Here is a 17691-nt window from a genome sequence, read left to right as displayed (position 1 = left end):
TCTTGGTTTCCCGGGGTCCCGGGAAGTTCGTGGGCTAGCCGGCCTGAACGAGCCGGTTCGCGGTCTCCGTGGCGATGGCCGGCGGCCTCCGCCGCCGCTCGCCGATGCCGCGGCCGAGGCGCACGCCGCGTGGAACGGTCACGCGCTCGAGGACCCCGAAGATCGAATCGAGCACCACCGCGAGCAGCACGACGATGAGCGCTCCGCCGAGAGTCTCGTCGTAGCGTCGGACAGCGATGCCCTGGAGGACGGGATAGCCCAGGCCGCCGAGCCCGACGTACGCGGCGAGCGTCGCGGTGGCGACGATCTGCAGGGCACCGGCCCGCATGCCCGAGATCAGCAGGGGCAGGCCGAGCGGGATCTCGACCTTCGTCAGTACCTGCCACTCGGTCATCCCCATCGCCCGGGCCGCGTCGAGGGTGCGGCGGTCGATCGCCTCGAGGCCCGAGTAGGCGCCGGCGAGGATCGAGGGGACCGCGAGCAGCACGAGCGCAAGGGTGACTGCCGGCACGATCTGCAGCACTCCGATCAGGAGCACCAGCAGCAGGATGAGACCGAAGGAGGGCAGCGCGCGGGCGGCCCCCGACAGCGCGACCGCGATCTCCCTGCCCTTGCCGGTGTGTCCGATCAGGTAGCCGAGCGGAACCGCCACGAGGACCGCGATCGCGAAGGCGAGGAGGGTGAAGAACAGGTGCTCCCCGAGCCGCTGGACGATGTCGGAGTCCGCGCTGAAGATCCAGGTGATGGCGTCGACGAAGAGCATCAGACGACCGCCTCCCGCGCGAGGGCGGCCCGGCGGCGCTTCGGCGCCCGCGCCCACGGGAGCAGGGCGCGCCCCGCGAGGGCCAGGAGCTGGTCGAGAACGAGCGCGACGATCATGGTCATCACGACGCCGGCCAGCACCTCCTCGACGATGCGCCGCTGGAAGCCGTTGGTGAACAGATAGCCGAGGCTCTGCACCCCCACGAGGATGCCGACGGTCACGAGCGCGACTGTGCTGACGGCGGCGACGCGGAGCCCGGCGAGCATCACCGGACCTGCCAGGCGGAAGTCCACGCTCCAGAACCGGCGCCAGCCCGAGTAGCCGAGGGCCCTGGCGGCCTGACGGACATCCGGATCGACCGAGTCGAGCGCGTCCGCCACGGATCGGGCCAGGATCGCGACCGCGTACACGGTGAGGGCGATCTCCAGGTTGGCCTCGCTGAGCACGGACAGGCCGGTGACCGCCGGCAGGACCACGAGCAGGGCGAGGGAGGGGATCGTGTACAACAGCCCCGCGACGGTCAGCAGGATTCCCCGGGTGCCTCGGAAGCGGTGGGCGACGTACCCGACCGGGACGGCGAGAACGAAGCCGAGCAGGATGGGCAGCACCGAGAGCCGCAGATGCTGCAGCGTGAGCGCGAGAACCAGGTCGAGATTGTTCGACAGCCAGTTCACGACGCGAGCTCACCCTGCGCCGGAGCACCCGGTGCCGTGCGGGCACCGGCCTCTGCCTGTGAGGCGGACCGGGCGAGGACACCGGCAGGCCGGCCGAGCTCGTCGACGACCACATCCGCGCCGCCCACGCGCTCGATCCGAAGGGCGCGGCGGCCGCGGTCGGCACCGACGAACTCGGCGACGAAGTCGCTGGTGGGGTTCGCGAGGATCTCGGCCGGGGTGCCGACCTGGGCGATGCGGCCCCCGCGCTGCAGGAGCACGACCTGATCGCCGAGCAGGAACGCCTCGTCGATGTCGTGGGTGACGAAGACGACGGTCTTGTCGAGCTCCCGGCGCAGGCGCAGCAGCTCCTGCTGAAGCTCGGCGCGCACGATGGGGTCGACGGCGCCGAAGGGCTCGTCCATCAGCAGGATGTTCGGGTCCGCGGCGAGCGCGCGAGCGACCCCCACGCGCTGCTGCTGGCCCCCCGAGAGCTGGGACGGGTAGCGGTCCCCCAGCTCCCGATCGAGCCCCACCGTGTCGAGCAGGGTCAGCGCCCGCTCGCGCGCCTCAGCCTTGGCCATGCCGTTGAGCCGCGGCACCGTGGCGACGTTGTCGAGCACCTTGCGGTGCGGCAGCAGCCCGGAGTTCTGCATGACGTAGCCGATGCTGCGCCGCAGTGCGACCGGGTCGCGGTGGGAGATGTCCTCGCCGTCGATGAGCACCGATCCGCGGGTGGGATCGACCATCCTGTTGACCATCCGCAGGAGCGTCGTCTTGCCGCAACCGGACGAGCCGACCAGCACCGTGGTGGTCCTCGAGGGGATCATCAGGCTGAAGTCGCCAACGGCCTGGGTGCCGTCGGGGAACTGCTTGCCCACCGAACGGAACTCGATCGACATGGAGTGCCCTCACTGTTCGGGGGTGCGGCGCACCCGGGCCGTCCCGACGGCGCTTCCGCGTTCGACCCAAACAGTGTTCGGGGCCGAGTGCAACGCGGATTGCGGATGTCAATCGCCCGCCGGGTTCCGGTATTCCCCGGCGAGGAGGATCCGACGGTTCACTCCCCCACCGGCGCGTGCTGCTGGAGATAGGCGACGGCCACCTCCTTCGCCTCCTGGATGTACCGGGCGTCCCCCGACGCCTCAGCCACGAAGGCGCGGTGCACCAGCGCCTCGGCGAGCGCGATCACCACGCTGAGCCGGAAGACGAAGTCGTCGGGGTCCTCGCGCGGAGCGCGCTCCGTGGCGAGCTCGGCCAGCGCTTGCGCCAGCACAGCATTGTTCGTCGGGCGCCCGTCGATCAGGCGCACGTCCACCACATCGCCGAACCGAACGACCCGGAATCCGCGTTCGCTGCGGTACAGCTCGACATAGACGTCGATCGCGGCGGCGACGCGTTCGGGCACGGTCTCGAGCCCGCTGTCGCGGTACTGCTCCGACACCCTGTCGAGGAACCGCCGGAACGCCCGGGCGGAGAGGCCCTCCAGGACGGCGATTCGGTCCGGGAAGTACCGGTAGACGGTGCCGATCGAGGCGCCGGCGCGCTCTGCCACCATCGCGGTGGTCAGTCGCTCGTACCCGACCTCGTCGACGACGGCTGCTGCCGCGTCCAGCAGCGAGGAGAGCCGTGCCGCGCTGCGCGCCTGCACCGGCTCGTTGCGAAGGAGGAACTCGGCAGTCGGCCCGAGGAGCCCGTCGATGCTCATATGTGCTCCATCCTTGAGACGCCTCAAGATAACCCGCCCCCTGGAGGGGGCTATACCCCCTCGGCGGCGCCGCCGGGGGCGACTAGGCTGACCCGGTGCCCTCGGTACGCAAGAAGCGCAGCGAAGCCGCCGGAGCTGGTGCCCTGATCCTCGGGCGGGCCGCTCGGGCCGAGGATGCCATCCAGGAGTACCGCGAGCGCTGGGCACGCCGTCGGGGACTGCTCCCCACCGTCATCCCGTACACCGGCTACGGCGCCCCCGGCTGGGTTCGAGCCCTGGGTCGGGTCATGCTGACCCGCGAGCCGCGGACGCGCCGTCCCACGGTGCGGGGCTGGCGCAGCTTCACGAGCGTCGCAGTGAACTTCGTCGACGTGATCATCACGGTGGGCGGCATCGAGCACCGGGTGCGCGCGGACCGGGGCGGCGTGATCGACATGCGCGTCCCCTCCACGCTGGCTCCCGGCTGGCACACCATCACGATGCGCAGCGACGACCCGGACGGCGAGGACCTCCCCGCCGCCGAGGCCCCCGTCTACATCCACGATCCGGCGTCGGGGTTCGGGATCATCTCGGACATCGACGACACCATCATGGTGACGGCGCTCCCCCGCCCGTTCCTCGCCGCCTGGAACACCTTCGTGCTGGACGAGCACGCGCGCGGCGCGACGCCGGGCATGGCCGTGCTCTACGACCGGCTCATCCGCAACCACCCCGGGTCGCCGGTGCTCTACCTGTCGACCGGCGCCTGGAATGTCGCCCCCACGCTCTCCCGCTTCCTCACCCGGAACCTGTACCCCGCCGGCCCTCTCCTGCTCACGGACTGGGGGCCCACCCACGACCGCCTGTTCCGCAGCGGCCGCCAGCACAAGGTCGACAGCCTCCATCGGCTCGCCGAGGAGTTCCCGGACGTGAAGTGGCTGCTGGTCGGCGACGACGGCCAGCACGACGAGGAGATCTACGGCGAGTTCGCCCTCGCACGTCCGGAGGCGGTGCGGGCCGTGTGCATCCGCCAGCTCTCGGCGGGAGAGGCCGTGCTCGCCGGTGGCCGCACCAAGGCGGAGGACTACGCGACCCGCACGGAGGTCCCCTGGCTGTACGCGCCCGACGGCGCCGGGCTGGCGACCGAGCTCAAGGCGCTCGGCATCCTCTGACGCCGCCCGCGGAGCGGAACAGTTGGCGCCGCCGGGGGGACAGACAGATCGGTGTACCTCGTAGTGGGGAGCGCGCGCGCGACGGTCGCCGCGTAACTTGAATCTCGGTCGGAGTCCTCCAAAGTGAGGACAAGGTCCACAAGAGATATGACTCGTCCCCCAGAGTAAGGAAAACATCACGATGACCAGCCGAATTCGCGTCCCCCGCGCGGTCCTCGGTGTCGCCGGCGCTCTCCTCCTGAGCACCTTGGCAATGGTCAGCGTGTCGACCTCGGCGCCCCACGCCGAGGCCGATGGCACCACCTCCTCGCACGGCCTGTCGGAGTATCAGCTCCCGACGCTCGCTCTCGAGGAGGACCCTTCCGCCGAGTGACCCGACTCGGATGGCCGGACTACCCACCCGGCCGGATGAACCGCCGGCCTGCTCCTAGTATTCGGAGCATGCCGGCGGTTCTGTCTCTCCCGGAAGTCGCACGCATGCGGGCGGCCAATCAGCTGCTCGGCGTCGCCGATCCCGGAACGGCGGAGGACACCGCGCGCTGGATGCTCGCGCTCCAGGCCCAGGACTTCGCCGGCGCACGGTGGGCGCTCGCGCTTCGCGGCCGCTCCGGTGAGACGGTCGCCGACATCCATGCCGCCCTCGACGGGGCGCGCATCGTGCGGTCCTGGCCGCTCCGGGGAACCCTGCAGATCACCGCCGCCGAGGACCTGCGCCTCCTCCTCGCCGTCTCCGCTGAGCGGACGATCCGCGCCACCCGCACCCGGCGGGCGCAGCTCGGTCTCGAGGCGGAGGACCTGATGCACGCGGAGGCGCTCGCACTCCGCCTGCTGGCCGACCGCCGGCCGATGCAGCGCACCCAGCTGATGGCCGCGTTCGACGCCGACGGGCTGGACACCTCCGGCCAGCGCGGGTCCCATCTGCTGCTGCACCTCGCCCTCACCCGCGTGGTCTGCTTCGGTCCCCTCGAGGGCAGGCAGCACACCGTGGTCCTGCTCGACGACTGGGTGCCGGGACCCGATCCCGACCGCTCCGGGGCCCTCCGGGTGCTCGCCCCCCGCTACTTCACCAGCCACGGCCCCGCGTCGGTCGGCGACCTCGCCTGGTGGGCCGGCATAACCACGACGGAGGCCGCCGCCGCCACCGCTGAGGCGGCCGGCGGACTGATTCCCCTGGCCGGCGAGAGCGGCGAGCTGTGGGTCGGCCGCGGGTCCGCCGCCGTCGACCCCGTCGCCCTTCACGTCGTTCCCGGCGAGGCCGTCCGGCTCCTTCCCGCGTTCGACGAGCTGCTGCTCGGCTACGCCGACCGGTCGGCCAGCCTCGCCCCGGAGCACGCCGAGCGGGTGTCGCCCGGCGGGAACGGGCTGTTCCGGCCCGTGCTCGCCCGCGCCGGCCGGGTGCTGGGAACCTGGCGGGCGGTCCGCCGCCGGGGTGGGTTCACGGTGACCTCGGAACCGTTCGACCCGGACTCGCCCGTCGATGCAGATGCCGACGCGCGTGCGTTCGCGGCCTTCTCCGCCCCGTGATCCCTACGCTGGAGCCGTGCGTCTGACGGGCCTGGTGCGGGCGAATGCACGAGTGCCCCTTCTGCAGGTGCTGAAGACTGCGATCGCCGCGATCCTCGCCTGGTTCACGGCGCTGCTCGTGTTTCCCGAGCAGATCCCCGTCTTCGCCTCGGTGGCCGCGCTGCTCGTCGTGCAGCCGAGCGTCAACCAGTCCTTCGGCAAGGCGGTGGAGCGCAGTGTCGGCGTGCTCGTCGGAGTGCTCGTCGCCCTCGGCGCGTCCATCCTGTTCGGTGACGCGAACTGGCTCGTCCTCGCCGCGATCGTCGCATCTCTGCTCGTCGCGTGGGCGCTTCGGCTCACCCCGGGCTCCTCGGTGCAGATCCCGATCAGCGCGATGCTGGTGCTCTCCATCGGCGCCGCGACCCCCGGCTATGCCGCCGCCCGAGTGGTGGAGACGGTGATCGGCGCGGCGGTCGGCCTGCTGATCAACGTGGCGATCGTGCCTCCCCTTCTCGCCGGCCCCGCTCGCGCCGCCGTGCTTCGGCTCGGCGGCAGCATCGCGACGCAGCTGGAGCTGCTCGCCGACTCGATCACGGGCGGGACCGACCGCGAGCGTCTGGACGTCGCCCTCCGCTCGGCACGCGAGCTGCGGGCGCTCCGCGACAGGACGGGAGATGCGATCCGCAGCGGCCGGGAGAGCCTCGCGCTGAACCCCCGCCGATCCCGGCATCGGGATCAGCTCGAACGCGACACCGCACTGCTGGCCCGGATGGAGCCGCTCGTCACCCAAGTGGTCGGCATGGCTCGCGCCCTGCGCGACCACTGGGATCCGTCCCTCGCCGACGAGCCCGCGGTGCGGGGCATCGCCGAGGAGCTGCGCCGGGCCGCGCACGACCTGCGCCTCCTCGTCCGCGCCCCCGGATCGCCCGCCGGCGAAGCCGAGCCGCGGACGACGGAGCTGCCCGCGCTCACCAGTCCGCTCGTGGTCCTCCAGCCGAACCCGCGGCACTGGATCCTCATCGGGGCCCTCCTGGAGGACCTCCGCCGGGTCCGCGAGGAGATCGTCGGCGAGTGACATCGCCGACCTCCGACCTCGGGCTCGTCGAGCGCCGGGTCGCCACTCCCCTCGGCCCGATGACCGTGCACGCCGCCGCGACCCGCTCGAGCGACACCGCCCTCATCCTCGTGCACGGCGCCGCAGGCTCCTGGCGCACCTGGCGCGAGCTGCTGCGCCGAGCCGAGGACGGCGGCGACCCGCTGCGCGACGTCGTGGCGGTCGACCTGCCCGGCTGGGGCGCGTCCGGCGCCCTCGCCCGCCCCACCCGGGCCACCGTCGACGACATGACGGAGACCCTCGTCACCGCGGCGGAGGCCTGCGGCTATTCCCGCTGGCGCGTGCTGGGACACTCGATGGGAGGGCTGCTCGCCCTGCACCTCGCGTGCCGGGAGCCGGTGCGCACGGTCGGTGTGCTGTGCGTCTCGGCGAGCCTCGCCGGCGTGCTCGAGTCGCTTCGCGCCCCGATGCGCACGCTCGGCCGACGCGGACGCTTGCCCGCGCTCGTGCTGCTGCGCTTCGCTCTCGCGGCAGTCGCTCCGATCGAGCCGCCGATTCGCGCACTGGTCCGGGGACTCGGGCGAATGGGGCTGGTGCGGCTCCTCGCCGCGCCCCTCTTCCGGCACCCGCTGCAGGCACCGGCCGACACCGTTCGGGACCTCGCCGTCGACCTGCGCCCGCGCTCGTTCGTCGCGGCGGCGCTCGCCGTGCGCGACTATGACGTGGGCCGCTGGCGCGCGATCGTGGCCCCGGTCGTGGCCCTCAGCGGGGACCGCGACCGCTTCACCGCTCGAGGAGACCTGGACGGCCTCCGGGAGCTGCTTCCCACCGCCCGCACCGAGGTGCTCGAGGACTGCGGCCACTTCCCGCAGGTCGAGCAGCCGGAGCGCCTCCTCAGCCTGCTGCGGGAACTGTCCCCGAGTGATCCCGGATGCCGATCCGAGTGAGCAGGAGGCGGCGCACGGAGTCGTCCACGCGCTCCTCCGGTATGCCGCCATCCTCGACGGCGGTCACCAGGCCGCTGAGCAGCTCCTCCGGGTCGACTCCCGACACCTCGGGGTCCTCCGCCAGCACGTAGAGGAGCACGTCGTTCCCCGCGTCGATCGCCTGGATGGCGTTCGCCAGCGGATCAGCGTACGTGTCGTTGCCCGAGTGCTGGAGCATGAGCATGTCGTCGGTCACGGCGAGGCCCTCGAAGTGCAGCTCGTCGCGGAGGATGCGGTGCCAGGCCGCGGACAGGCTGGCCGGAGCCGAGTCGACCGAGTCGAGGCGGAGATGGCCGAACATCACCGCTTCGGCGCCCGCGCCGATGCCGCGCTCGAAGGGCAGAGCTGGTCCCTTCCGCCAGTCCTCCAGGCTGATGTCGCTCTGCGGCAGCGAGGTGTGCGAGTTCTCCGCGGTGAGCCCGTGGCCGGGGAAGTGCTTGAGGGTGCTGAGCACGATTCCCCGCTCGCCGAGGACGGCCTGCTCCACCCGGTCGCCCGCCCGATCGGGGTCGGAGCCGAGCACACGATCGGCGATGAATGAGTCGGGGTCCCCGGTGACGTCGGCGATGATCCCGAAGTTGAGGTTGGCCCCTGCCTCCCGCACGAGCGCGGCACGAGCCGCGAATGCGGTCCGAGACGCGGCGGGCGGCTCGTCGCGGAGCTCGGCGGCGCCCGGCCCGTCGTCCACACCGATGCGGGAGACGTCGCCGCCCTCCTGGTCGATGCCGATGAGAGGCGGCAGGGAGTCGTCCACCTGGAGGCCGGCTGCGGTGCCGGCGAGATCCTGCACGGAGCCGGCCACGTTGTCGCCCATCAGGATGAATCCGCCCGCGCCCGTTCCTGCCATGAAGTCGTGGAGATCGGCGGGGTCGGTGCCCGGCCGGTGCAGCATCAGCATGGTGGCCAGCTTCTCGCGCACGCTCATGGCGGCCAGGCGCGACGCCGCTTCCTGCTCCTCGGCGGAGACAGTGGGGGTCGGGCTGGCGGCACTCGGCACAGGCGCCGCTGGGGCGGAGGACGAGCCGCCGGCGGACGTCGAGGCGCCGCCGCACCCGCCCAGCAGGACCGGGACGGCCAGCGCTGCCAGGACGGCGATGCCTCGGATCCCTCGCACCCGGCTCACGATACGCCCGGCCGCTGGGCGCCCTCCCGCGCCGCTAGCATGACCGGGTGAGCCGCCGGTCGCCCGTTTCCGCGCTGCTCCTGTCCTCCCATCCGGCGCCCGCCGCAGCGGTGTCCGTCGTCGCCCTGACCCTGGCGATCGCCGTGGGACTCGAGCCGTGGCGAGTGCTGGTCGTCACCCTCGCGTTCGTGCTCAACCAGCTCTCGATCGGCTGGTCCAATGACTGGGTCGACGTCGACAGGGACCGCCTCGCGGGGCGGACCGACAAGCCGGTCGCTCGCGGCGACGTCTCGGTCCGCACCGTCCGCACGGGCGCCTTCCTGGCCGCCGGCGCCTCGATCCTCCTGGCCTTCCTGCTCGGCCCGCCCGCCGGCCTGGCTCATGCGGTGTTCGTGGTGTCGGCCTGGGCCTACAATCTCGGACTCAAGGCCACTCCGCTCTCGGTGCTGCCCTACCTCGTCAGCTTCGGCCTGCTGCCCGCCGTCGTCACGCTCGCCGCGGCCCCGCCCCGGGGCGCGGCCTGGTGGGCGCTCCTGGGTGGCGCTCTGCTCGGCGTCGCCGCGCACTTCACCAATGTGCTGCCCGACCTCGAGGACGACCGGCGCACGGGCATCCGGGGGCTGCCGCACCGGATGGGGCTGCGAGCCGCGGGAACGGTCGCGTTCGCCGCGCTGCTGGTGGGGGCCGCCGTGGCCGCCGCGGCGGTCGGCAGCGTCGGGGCCGTCGTCGGCGCGGCCGTCGTTCTCGTGCTGGCGATCGTCGGGATCCGGCGGGTCCTCGCGCGGAGGATCACCCGTGTCCTGTTCGGGCTCGTGCTGCTGGCCGCCCTCGTCCTCGTCGCCATGCTCGCCACGGGAGGGGGCATGCTCGCCGCCGGTTGAGCCCGTCCGGGCGCGGAGCGGAGACGGGTAGCGTGAGTGGCGAATCGAAAGGACGCCGATGGCCGACCGCACGGTGCTCGACGAGGCGCTCCTCGAGCGGATCGCCGCCCGCGCCCCCGAGTACGACCGGGGCAACCGCTTCTTCACCGAGGACCTCGAGGAGTTGACCGCAGCCGGCTATCTCCGCGCCATGGTGCCTGCCGAGTTCGGCGGCCTGGGCCTCACGCTGCGCGAGACCGCACGGGAGCAGCAGCGACTGGCTGCCGCCGCGCCCGCGACCGCGCTCGGCGTGAACATGCACCTGGTGTGGACGGGAGTCGCCAAGGTCGTGCACGATCGCGGGCTGGACTTCCTCGACTTCCTGCTCGAGGAGGCGGGGGCCGGCGAGGTGCTCGGCTTCGGCATCAGCGAGGCGGGCAACGATCTCGTCCTGTTCGGCTCCCGCACCGAGGCGGTGCCGCAGGAGGACGGCGGCTACCGCTTCACGGGCACCAAGGTGTTCACCTCCCTCTCGCCCGCCTGGACGAGGCTCGGCCTGTTCGGACTCGACACGGTCTCGGCCGACGCCCCGAAGCTCGTGCACGCCTTCATCGATCGGGAGGCGGCCGGCTACCGCATCCTCGACGACTGGGACACCCTGGGTCAGCGCGCGACTCAGAGCTCGACGACCGTCCTCGACGGCGTGTACGCGCCACCGGAGCGGGTGTTCCGGCGGCTCGATCCGGGTCCCAACCCGGATCCGCTCATCTTCGGGATCTTCGCGAACTTCGAGGTGCTCCTCGCATCGGTCTACACGGGCATCGGGGCGCGAGCGCTTGAGCTGGCCACCGCGTCCGCGCATCGCCGCACCTCGATGAGAAACGGCGGCGCCCCGCTCGCCCACGATCCGGACATCCGCTGGCGCATCGCGGACGCGGCGCTCGCGCAGGACGCGCTCGCTCCGCAGATCGACGCGATCGCGCGAGACGTGGACGAGCTCGCGGACCACGGGGCGCAGTGGTTCCGCAAGCTCGTCGGGGTCAAGGTCCGCGCCACCGAGACGGCGCGGGTCGTGGTCGACGCCGCGATCCGGGTGTCGGGCGGCTCGTCGTACGCGAACTCCAGCGAACTCTCCCGCCTCTACCGCGACGTGCTCGCCGGCATGTTCCACCCCTCCGACGACGAGTCCGCGCACAGCACCGTGGCGACCGCGCTGCTCGGGCCGCTGCCCTGAGCTCCCGGTAGGCGGGCCATGCCGAGCATCGAGCTGCTCCTGGACGACACAGCGGAGCAGGAGCTCCGCGGCGAGTGGGCCACGCTCGCGGATGCGGGCCTGCCGAGCCAGGCGCGCCACACGGGCGAGTCGAACCGGCCGCATGTCACCCTGATCTACTCCGAGACGCCACTCGAGCCGCCCCCGATCTCCGGGCTGCCACTCGAGATCGCGGTGGCGAGTCCGGTCGTGTTGGGATCGGCTCGCCGGGGCTTCGTGCTCGCCCGCATGGTGCGGGCGACTCACGAGCTCCTCGCCGTGCATGCCGACCTGCACGCCCGAGTCGCCCGGGAGGCGCGGATCGATGCGCTGACGCTGCCCGGCTCGTGGACGCCGCACGTCACCCTGGCCCGGCGCCTCACCCCGCCGCTGCTGGCGGAGGCGCTCGGACTGCTCGACGTCCGCCGGGCGATCCCGGCCACCGTCTCGGAGGCCCGGCTCTGGGAGTCGACCACCCGCACCGTCACGCCGCTCAGGACGCTCTGACGCTCGTCCCCCCACCCGCCCCGGTGACGCGGTGCTCGAGGAGGCGCCGGGCGAGCACCGCGGAACCGGCGACGGCCGCCGGCGTGGCGAAGAGAGCCCCGAATGGCAGCAGGAACAGGACGTAGACGGCGACCCCGAAGCCGAGCACCCGTCCTGTCGACCGGCGCCGCAGCCGCCGCTGCTCCCGCGAATCGATGGCGCGGGAGTCGAACGGGCGGGCGAGCAGCTCCGCCGCGATGAGCCAGCCGCCGCCGACGGCGCCCAGCGCGAAGCCCAGCACCCCGCCGACGACCGGCACCAGGCCGAGCGCGAACACCGCGATGCCGAGCAGCACCGAGAGCCCGACCAGCCTGCTCCCGCTTGCGATCCCCCGCCGGAGCGAGGGCCAGAAGCCGAGCTCCTTCGGCTCATCGAACGAGCCGAGCCGCCGTTCGGCGCCCAGCCAGATCCGCTCGTAGAACGGGTCCCCCACAGCCAGGGTGAGCGCGGTGAAGGTCGACACCGCGAGCAGCACCGCGATCACGAACAGCGCCGCGGCGACGGCGAGCCGGACACTGCTCCGCCAGAGCTCGTCCCAGTCCTGGGCGAACGGGGTGAGCCACTCGGTGAGGACGGGGAGGTTGAGCGCCAGCAGCGTGAGGAGCGCGAGCACGACGACCCCGACGATCAGCGCCGGCACGGCACCGAGCGCCATGAGTCCCGGAGAGGTCCCCCACACCCGGAAGCCGCGGAGGAAGTCGCCCACACCGCCGAGGAAGGAGCGGGAGCCGCTGGTGCGGGAGTCGACGGGATCGGCCACTCGACGAGGCTACTTCGCATCGGCGCCTCCCTGCCCCTCCCGCCCCCGCCCCGTCCTCGTCACCCTCTCCCACAGCAGGCAGAACGGCCTTCGACAGGCGGAACGGCCCGCTCTGCGGGCATGTTGGCGAAACTGCCTGCTGAGGGAGGGCGGACGGACGGACGGAGGGAGGCTGCTCAGACGAAGGTGACGGCGGCCTGCAGGCGCGAGCGCACGTCGAACAGCTCGTTGCCCCCGACCACCCGGGCCCCGGGCAGTCCCTCCCGGAGCACGTGCGGAAGCACGGACCGGCGCACCACGGCGACCGCGGCCCCCCGCGCCGCCCCCGCCGGGATGACCGGCTCGGCGAGCGCGTCATCCGGCACCACGAGCAGCAGGCCGCCGAACTTCACCCGGGCCGCCCTCGCGAGGACCTTGGCCCTGGACGCGAGCGCCTGCAGCGGCTTGTCGCCTTCGACCGACACTCCGTCGACCTCGCCCCGGCGCACCTGCACCGGTCCACCGAAGTCCTCCGACAGCAGCGCGAACAGCCCGGTCGGGCCGAGCACCACGTGGTCGAGCTTGTCGGCGGGGTCGCCCGTTGCGACGTCGTGCCAGACGGTGAAGCCGATCCCCAGGTCGCTCACCAGCCGGGCCGTGGCCTCCTCGGCCAGCGCGTCGGCCAGGATCCGGCGGATCTCGCGCGGAGCCGACCGCACCACGGCCGGATCATACGGATCCGGCACCGTCGTCCCCCTACCGGCCCACTCCGCGAGGAGTCGGAGGTAGCGCTCGCGCCGCCATCCGCCGGGATGGCCGTAGGAGCGAGCGCTCGGCCGGCCTGTCTGCGCGCCAGAGGGCTTGGGGGGCGCCCACGACGGCCGCTCCCCTCCCCCTGCCGGTTGCCCGCGATCGAAGGCGGCGCGCGCCTCGGGAGTGCCGACGAGCTCCCATGCCTGCTGGACGGCGATGAATCGGGCGGGGCTGCCGCCGGTATCGGGATGCGTCTCGCGAAGCAGCCGGCGATAAGCCTTGCGGAGGTCGTCGTCGCTCGCGTCCGTCGGCACTCCGAGAACCGCGTACGGCGAATCCGACACGGGACTGTCGGACATGGGCGGAACCCTTGCTGCTGAACGGACGAGGATCGGGCATTCGCCCCGGGAACCCGGCGAACGCGCCCCCTAGGCTAACCGCTCGCCCTGCGTCCGCCTGAGCGGGACCCGAGACGACGACCGCGGTGCGCCTCCATCGCGCGGTCGTCGTCCCGGGTCCTGGTCTTGTCAGGCCGGCTGCCCAGTTCAGCGGCCAGAGCGGGCAGCGTGCCCCTCGACGTCGTCGTCGTCCTGCACGACGCGGCCCGAGCGGGCAAGGTGCCCCTCGGTGTCTTCGTCGTCGTCGGCACCGCGGCCGGAGCGGACGGTGTGCCCCTCGGTGTCGTTCTCGTCCTGAGGCGCGAGGAACCGGACGCGCACGCCGTGGCCGTCCACGTCGTCCTCGGGTGCGACGGGGAACCTGCCGCCGTGGCCCTCGACGTCGTCCTCGTTGACGTGACCGGTGCGCGCGGCGTGGCCCTCGGTGTCCTCGTCGGTGACGCCTCCCCGGAAGGAGTGCCCCCTCACCTCGTCGTCCTCGGTGTCGCCGCCGCGGAAGACGTGGCCTTCCACGTCGTCGTCCTCGACGAGGCGACCGGAGCGAGCGGCGTGGCCCTCGACGTCATCTTCGTCGACGACGTTGCCGCGGAAGCCGTGCGCCTCAACGTCGTCCTCGACGATGCGACCGGAGCGAGCGGCGTGGCCCTCGACGTCGTCCTCGACGATGCGACCGCTCATGATGCCGTGGCCCTCGACGTCATCCTCGACGATGCGACCACTTTTGATCAGGTGTCCGTCAACATCCTCGGCGGCGGACCGGTCGGTGCGGTTCTGGTTGTCGTTCATGGTGCTCTTCTTTCTATAGCGGGTCAGAAGGTCTCGCAGGATGCGATAGGAGCAGTGTGCAGCGGGATCCGGGCGTGAACTGTCGGCCGGCGAACACCCGATGTGTCCGCTTCCCGACCCAGCAGCCCGGGCATCAGGACCCTCCCACTGCTGCCGTGGCGGCCAGGTCGGGATGGGTGCGGCGGAGTCGCACCATCGATGGCCCGAGCAGCAGCAGCGGCTGCCGCTGCGGCTCGATCGCCGCCACGAAGTCGTCCGCGCTGACTCGCCACAACGTGGCCGGCGACGCGGCCACGACCGTCGCGGTGCGCGGCAGGCCGGTGAGCACCCCGAGCTCGCCGACCACGTCGGGCGCGACGACGTCGGGAATGCCCGGCGCGGTGCTGGAGGTCACCGACAGCGCGCCGTCGGCGAGCACCCACAGGGCGTCGGCGTCCTCGCCCTCGCGGACCAGCACGTCACCCGGGGCCAGTTGCTGGACCTCGACCGCCCCCGCGAGCCGCTCCTTCACCGCATAGGACGACTGCGCGAAGAGCCGGATCCCGTCGAGCACCCGCACCCGGTCCGCGAGGACCGCGGCCTGGGCCGCAGAGGTGCGGTCGGTCCGAACCAGCACCGGCGCGAGCGCGAGCGCCACCAGCGTGAAGCCTCCGCCGAGCAGCACGAGCGAGACCTCGAGCGGCAGCGCCGAGAGCAGCGCGGCCGCCCCGATGCTGCCGATCACGCTGGCCAGCAGCGCGACGGTGTCGAGCAGCGACAGCACCCGGCTGAGCCGTCCGGCGGCCACCTCGCGCTGGATGGCAGTGAGCGCGACAACGTCCACCACCACCATGCCGATGCCGGACAGCACCTGAAGCCCGATTCCGATCGCCGCCAGATCGGTGAATGCGGTGAGCGCGTAGGGAATGGACTGAACGACCACGCCGCCGACGATGATGGGAGCCAGCCTCCTGGCCCGGCTCAGCCGGTCGGCGACGAGGGCGCCGACGATCCCACCGACGGCCGCGCCGGCGAGCAGGTAGCCGTAGCCCTGCGTGCCCATGCCCACGTGCGTGCTGATCGGGATGTACACCACCGTGTAGGCACCGGCGAGCATCGTGTCGAGCGCGGCGAAGAGCACGAGGACGGCCGCGGTGGGAGTCGCCCGGAGCGCGTTCACCCCGTCCAGGATCTGCCGCACGAGCCGTTCGCCGGGGGCCGCGTCGCCGCGGCTGCGCACCCGCAGGAACAGGGCGAGGATCGCGGCTGCGAAATAGCTGGCGGCGTTGAACCCGACACCGATTGCGGGCTGGTCGATCAGGACGAGCAGCCCGCCGATGGCCGGTCCGATGACGATGACGATGTTGTCGAGGCCGGCGAACACCGCATTGGCGGTGGGCAGCGCCTGCTCGTCGACCACCTCGGGCGTCAGCGCGCCCGCTGCCGGCCCATAGGGGGCGCGGACGATGGACGCGACGATCCCGAGCAGCAGCATCAGGATGATGGGCGCGTCCGTCACGACGATGAGGACGAATCCGACCCCCACGATGCCGGAGAGGAGGGCGGAGACGATCATCACCCTCCGGCGATCCAGTCGGTCCGCGAGCACGCCGGCGACGGGCGCGATGAGGAGGCCAGGGATCCAGCCGGCGGCGGCCATCGCGGCCAGCCAGCCCAGCGAGCCGGTGACGTTGAAGACGTAGACGTCGAGGACGACGGTCGCCGCCCAGCTGCCGACCGAGTTGATGAAGGACGAGGTGATCAGCAGGCGGAAGTCGCGATAGCGGAACGCCGCGGCATAGCGGTTCAGCGGTGTGGCCACAGCTGCTCCTTCCGGCTTGGCCGACGGACCGAAGCCCGCGCTGATCAGGGGCGTGCGCGCGCACTGGTGCGCTGATGCTCCCATGACTCGACCTTCAAGGGAAGGATGAGATACCGGGCAGGTGAGCGCCCGCGGCTTTCGGTCGTCGTCGGTTGTCACACGGGTGCCCGCGCACCAGACTGGCGCGATGGTCTCCCCTACTCCCGAGCTGGTCGCGCTTGTCGCCCGGCTCGGCAACGCGCTCGGCTCGGCGAGCCGCCCGTCCTCCCTCGACGATGAGCTCGCCCGGGCCACGGCGGCCGTCCGGGCACTGTTCGACTCCGCGGCCTGCTCCTGCGCTCTCGTCGAGGCGGGCGGGGACGAGATCAGGTTCGTGGCTGCCAATGGCATCGGCGCAAACGCGATCACCGGAAAGGTGATGCAGGTGGAGCGGGGCATCGCCGGCTGGGTGGCGATGACCGGGCAGCCGATCGCCATCGCCGATGTGCGCGTCGACCCCCGCTTCGCGAGGGACGTGGCGGAGGAGACCAACTACGTGCCGACCTCCATCCTCGCCGCCCCACTCCTCGGCGCCGACGGAGAGGTCCTCGGCGTTCTCGAGGTGCTCGACGCCCGGGCGATGAACGAGAACACCGGACGCGACCTCGACGTGCTCGGCTTCATCGGCTCCCAGCTGGCGACCACGGTCCGACTGACGAGGACTTACGACCGCCTCGGCTCGGTGCTGCTCACCGCCCTCGCCGGCGCAGCGGACGAGGCGGAGTTCGCGGACACCCTCAATTCGCTGGTCGAATCCGGACACGACGATCAGGAGCTGGCCGAGCTCGTGCGCGCCTTCCACCAGCTCTCGTCGACGGGACCGGCAGGCCAGAAGTTCGCGCTCACCGTGCTGACCGCCTCCCTCGAGTACACCCGCAGCCGCGCGTGAGCCTTCCCGAATGGGCGTCGGCCTTCAGCGACGCGGAGCTGACGCCGGCCTTCCCCCTACCGCTTCCGTCGCCGCCCCGAGAGTGGGCGTGGGGCTCGGCGACCGGCAAGGGGGTGAAGGTGGCGGTGATCGACAGCGGCGTGTCCGCGGATCACCCGCGGGTCGGCCGGCTGGCCGGCAGCGTGGCGATCGAAGCGGATGACAGCCAGGCCGGCTTCCGCATCGTGGAGGGGCCCCACGAGGACCTGTACGGCCACGGCACCGCCTGCGCCGGCATCATCCGGATGCTCGCCCCCGAGGCGGAGATCTACAGCGTGCGGGTACTCGGCCGGAACCTCACCACCCGCGGCGCCCTCTTCGCCGCCGCCCTGCGGTGGTCGATCGACGCCGGCATGCAGGTGGCGAACCTCAGCCTCAGCAGCCGGAGCGAGCAGTGGTTCGGCCCGCTGCACGCGCTCGCCGACGAGGCCTACTTCCACAACCTCATGCTCGTCTGCGCGGCGAACAACGTGCCGGGACCCACCTATCCCTCGCAGTACGCCTCGGTGTTCTCGGTCGCGGCGCGGGAGGGGCAGGACCAGTTCGAGGTCGCCTACAACCCGCGTCCGCCCGTCGATTTCGGTGCTCCGGGCATCGATGTGGAAGTGGCGTGGACGACGGGCAGCATCACCGCCACCGGCAACAGCT

Annotated in this window: 19 protein-coding genes; 10 read left to right on the top strand and 9 right to left on the bottom strand. The window is 72.2% G+C overall.

The features are described 5' to 3' along the window. Window positions 1-34: 34 nt before the first annotated feature. From JWR33_RS07645 to JWR33_RS07630, 4 genes are all read right to left on the bottom strand, one after another. The gene (locus JWR33_RS07645) at window positions 35-763 is read right to left on the bottom strand and encodes an ABC transporter permease (protein WP_366073913.1); all 729 of its coding nucleotides are present in this window, start codon (window positions 761-763) and stop codon (window positions 35-37) included. Then, window positions 763-1437, bottom strand: coding sequence for an ABC transporter permease (locus JWR33_RS07640; RefSeq protein WP_297410739.1), 675 nt, complete (start codon window positions 1435-1437; stop codon window positions 763-765). Before JWR33_RS07640 ends, JWR33_RS07645 begins: the two co-directional genes overlap by 1 nt. Continuing rightward, entirely contained in the window at window positions 1434-2318 is an 885-nt protein-coding gene (locus JWR33_RS07635; protein ID WP_297410736.1) for an ATP-binding cassette domain-containing protein, read from the bottom strand. The genes JWR33_RS07640 and JWR33_RS07635 overlap by 4 nt, the downstream gene beginning before the upstream one ends. Window positions 2319-2476: 158 nt before the next feature. After that, the gene (locus JWR33_RS07630) at window positions 2477-3124 is read right to left on the bottom strand and encodes a TetR/AcrR family transcriptional regulator (protein WP_297410734.1); all 648 of its coding nucleotides are present in this window, start codon (window positions 3122-3124) and stop codon (window positions 2477-2479) included. Between the two features lie 95 nt (window positions 3125-3219). On the opposite strand from JWR33_RS07630, the gene JWR33_RS07625 reads away from it, so the two are divergent. From JWR33_RS07625 to JWR33_RS07605, 5 genes are all read left to right on the top strand, one after another. Beyond that, window positions 3220-4275 (top strand): phosphatase domain-containing protein, encoded by a 1056-nt coding sequence (locus JWR33_RS07625; protein WP_297410732.1) that lies wholly within the window; start codon window positions 3220-3222, stop codon window positions 4273-4275. Between the two features lie 181 nt (window positions 4276-4456). Beyond that, window positions 4457-4648 carry a hypothetical protein gene (locus JWR33_RS07620; RefSeq protein WP_297410730.1) on the top strand — a complete coding sequence of 64 codons (192 nt, stop codon included), beginning with the start codon at window positions 4457-4459 and terminating at the stop codon, window positions 4646-4648. 68 nt (window positions 4649-4716) lie between these two features. Then, complete coding sequence (locus JWR33_RS07615; protein WP_297410729.1) at window positions 4717-5799, top strand: winged helix DNA-binding domain-containing protein; 1083 nt, start codon at window positions 4717-4719, stop codon at window positions 5797-5799. 16 nt (window positions 5800-5815) lie between these two features. Next, a complete protein-coding gene (locus tag JWR33_RS07610; protein WP_297410727.1) occupies window positions 5816-6853 on the top strand; it encodes an FUSC family protein in 1038 nt (345 codons plus the stop codon). Further along, the gene (locus tag JWR33_RS07605; RefSeq protein WP_297410725.1) at window positions 6850-7779 is read left to right on the top strand and encodes an alpha/beta hydrolase; all 930 of its coding nucleotides are present in this window, start codon (window positions 6850-6852) and stop codon (window positions 7777-7779) included. The genes JWR33_RS07610 and JWR33_RS07605 overlap by 4 nt, the downstream gene beginning before the upstream one ends. Here JWR33_RS07605 and JWR33_RS07600 read toward each other — a convergent pair. Further along, entirely contained in the window at window positions 7727-8932 is a 1206-nt protein-coding gene (locus JWR33_RS07600) for a glycoside hydrolase family 3 N-terminal domain-containing protein (protein WP_297410723.1), read from the bottom strand. The two genes, JWR33_RS07605 and JWR33_RS07600, sit on opposite strands and share 53 nt — an antisense overlap. 56 nt (window positions 8933-8988) lie before the next feature. Here JWR33_RS07600 and JWR33_RS07595 point away from each other — a divergent pair, with 56 nt between their 5' ends. From JWR33_RS07595 to JWR33_RS07585, 3 genes are read left to right on the top strand one after another with little or no spacing between them, the layout of a single operon-like run. Then, complete coding sequence (locus JWR33_RS07595; RefSeq protein WP_297410722.1) at window positions 8989-9822, top strand: UbiA family prenyltransferase; 834 nt, start codon at window positions 8989-8991, stop codon at window positions 9820-9822. A 58-nt stretch (window positions 9823-9880) separates the two neighbouring features. After that, window positions 9881-11035 carry an acyl-CoA dehydrogenase family protein gene (locus JWR33_RS07590; protein ID WP_297410720.1) on the top strand — a complete coding sequence of 385 codons (1155 nt, stop codon included), beginning with the start codon at window positions 9881-9883 and terminating at the stop codon, window positions 11033-11035. A gap of 18 nt (window positions 11036-11053) precedes the next feature. Then, window positions 11054-11560 (top strand): 2'-5' RNA ligase family protein, encoded by a 507-nt coding sequence (locus JWR33_RS07585; protein ID WP_297410718.1) that lies wholly within the window; start codon window positions 11054-11056, stop codon window positions 11558-11560. Here JWR33_RS07585 and JWR33_RS07580 read toward each other — a convergent pair. From JWR33_RS07580 to JWR33_RS07565, 4 genes are all read right to left on the bottom strand, one after another. Then, window positions 11547-12359: an EI24 domain-containing protein gene (locus JWR33_RS07580; RefSeq protein ID WP_297410716.1), complete on the bottom strand. Its 813-nt coding sequence runs from the start codon at window positions 12357-12359 to the stop codon at window positions 11547-11549. The two genes, JWR33_RS07585 and JWR33_RS07580, sit on opposite strands and share 14 nt — an antisense overlap. Before the next feature lie 176 nt (window positions 12360-12535). Then, entirely contained in the window at window positions 12536-13450 is a 915-nt protein-coding gene (locus tag JWR33_RS07575) for a J domain-containing protein (RefSeq protein WP_297410715.1), read from the bottom strand. Between the two features lie 186 nt (window positions 13451-13636). Further along, entirely contained in the window at window positions 13637-14275 is a 639-nt protein-coding gene (locus JWR33_RS07570) for a hypothetical protein (RefSeq protein WP_297410713.1), read from the bottom strand. Between the two features lie 133 nt (window positions 14276-14408). Beyond that, window positions 14409-16076, bottom strand: coding sequence for an MFS transporter (locus JWR33_RS07565; protein ID WP_297410711.1), 1668 nt, complete (start codon window positions 16074-16076; stop codon window positions 14409-14411). A gap of 187 nt (window positions 16077-16263) precedes the next feature. Here JWR33_RS07565 and JWR33_RS07560 point away from each other — a divergent pair, with 187 nt between their 5' ends. Next, window positions 16264-17004, top strand: a complete 741-nt coding sequence (locus tag JWR33_RS07560; protein ID WP_297410710.1) for a GAF domain-containing protein — start codon at window positions 16264-16266, stop codon at window positions 17002-17004. Then, the coding region (locus JWR33_RS07555; protein WP_297410708.1) for a S8 family serine peptidase at window positions 17001-17691 on the top strand (691 nt) is incomplete at its 3' end. The genes JWR33_RS07560 and JWR33_RS07555, both read left to right, overlap by 4 nt.

Source organism: Naasia sp. (genome assembly GCF_025465545.1).
Classification (GTDB): Bacteria; Actinomycetota; Actinomycetes; order Actinomycetales; family Microbacteriaceae; genus Naasia.
Note: the sequence above shows the minus strand (reverse complement) of the source record. Positions and strands in the feature narration are given on the sequence as shown.